The sequence below is a fragment of the Mycobacterium sp. 1245801.1 genome (assembly GCF_001673055.1).
Lineage (GTDB): Bacteria > Actinomycetota > Actinomycetes > Mycobacteriales > Mycobacteriaceae > Mycobacterium > Mycobacterium europaeum_A.
In genome coordinates this window covers 1-1,304 of record NZ_LZKY01000419.1, presented here as the reverse complement: position 1 = coordinate 1,304, position 1,304 = coordinate 1, and the positions used below count along the sequence as shown (strand labels likewise).

General features: G+C 68.1%; 2 protein-coding genes. Both read right to left on the bottom strand.

Going from position 1 to position 1,304, the window contains the following annotated elements; translation table 11 throughout:
• Positions 1–802, bottom strand: an 802-nt coding sequence (locus A5622_RS26910) for a molybdopterin-dependent oxidoreductase (protein WP_156749245.1), incomplete at its 3' end; no start/stop codon positions are given.
• 52 nt (positions 803–854) lie between these two features.
• Positions 855–1,280: a PPOX class F420-dependent oxidoreductase gene (locus tag A5622_RS26905; RefSeq protein ID WP_066866456.1), complete on the bottom strand. Its 426-nt coding sequence runs from the start codon at positions 1,278–1,280 to the stop codon at positions 855–857.
• Between the last annotated feature and the right edge of the window lie 24 nt (positions 1,281–1,304).

Here is a 1,304-nt window from a genome sequence, read left to right as displayed (position 1 = left end):
CCCGCTCCGGCGGCCACTCCGCCGCGGCCGCCCGCATGGTGTCGACACCGTCGACATGGGGACCGGGATTGATCAGCCCCTCGTCGAAGAGCGTGTGCGCGACGGCCAACAACAGCGCCGCGTCGGTTCCGGGCACGATGGGCAGCCACTCGTCGGCGCGCGCGGCGGTCAGGGTGCGCACGGGGTCGATCACAATCACCTTGCCGCGCTTGCGAATCCCGTCGATCAGGCCCATCACGTTGGGTGCGGCCAACAGTGAACCCTGCGATGCCGCCGGGTTGGCGCCCATGATCACCAGCAGGTCGGTGCGTTCGATGTCGGGCACCGGGAAGTTCCACCACAGCCCGTACATCAGATGCGACGACAGGTTCTTCGGCCATTGGTCGACCGTCCCCGGCGAATAGGTGACCGGCATGCCCGACATCCCCATCAGCACGCCGGCATAGCGGGCCAGCGAGAACGAGTGCGCCAGCGGGTTGCCGGTGTAGGCGGTCACCGCGCCGATGCCGTACTTCTCGATCACCGGGGTCAGCAACTCGGTGCAACGGCGAAACGCCGCGTCCCAGCTGACTTCCCGCCACTGGCCGTCCACCTTGATCATCGGCGCGCGGATGCGGTCCGGATCGTCGTGCAGCGCCGCAAGCGAGGTGCCCTTCGGGCACAGATGCCCGCGGCTCCACACGTCGTCACGGTTGCCGCGAATGCCGGTGACGTGGCCGTCCTTGACGTCAATCGCCAAGCCGCACATGGCTTCACACAACGGACACGTGCGCAGGTGGGTACCGTCCTCGCCGGGTTTCATCCACCCACTGTATTCCGCTACCGCGGGTAGCGGAAGTGGAGAATGTGCGGGGTCAGGCCGTCCAGGGCCCGATGCCACCGACCCTGTCGATGCGGATGTGGGTGAGGTAGCCGGGCGGCGCGTTGTCCGGCGGAAACTTCGCGTTCGGATCGCCCAGCACCGGGTTGAGCTCCGTCAGCAGTTCGGGGGCGCCGCCCTCGGTGATCCGGGCGGTGCCCGCGATGGACAGGTAGGGCCGCATCCCCTGCCCCGCAGCGTCCAGCGACACGATCGTCACGGCCACCCGGGGATCCCTGCGCACGTTGCGGACCTTCTTGTGTTCCGAAAGGTGGGCGCTGACGAGTTCGTCACCGTCCGGTGTCGACCGCAGCGCCACCCAGACCACGCTCACCTGGGGGCTGCCATCCGGATTGATCGTGACCAGGGTCGCATCGGCGCCCTTGCCGATGAGGCCGCGCGCGGCATCGTTGAGCTTCATGCGTGGTTATACAGCCCGGCGCGG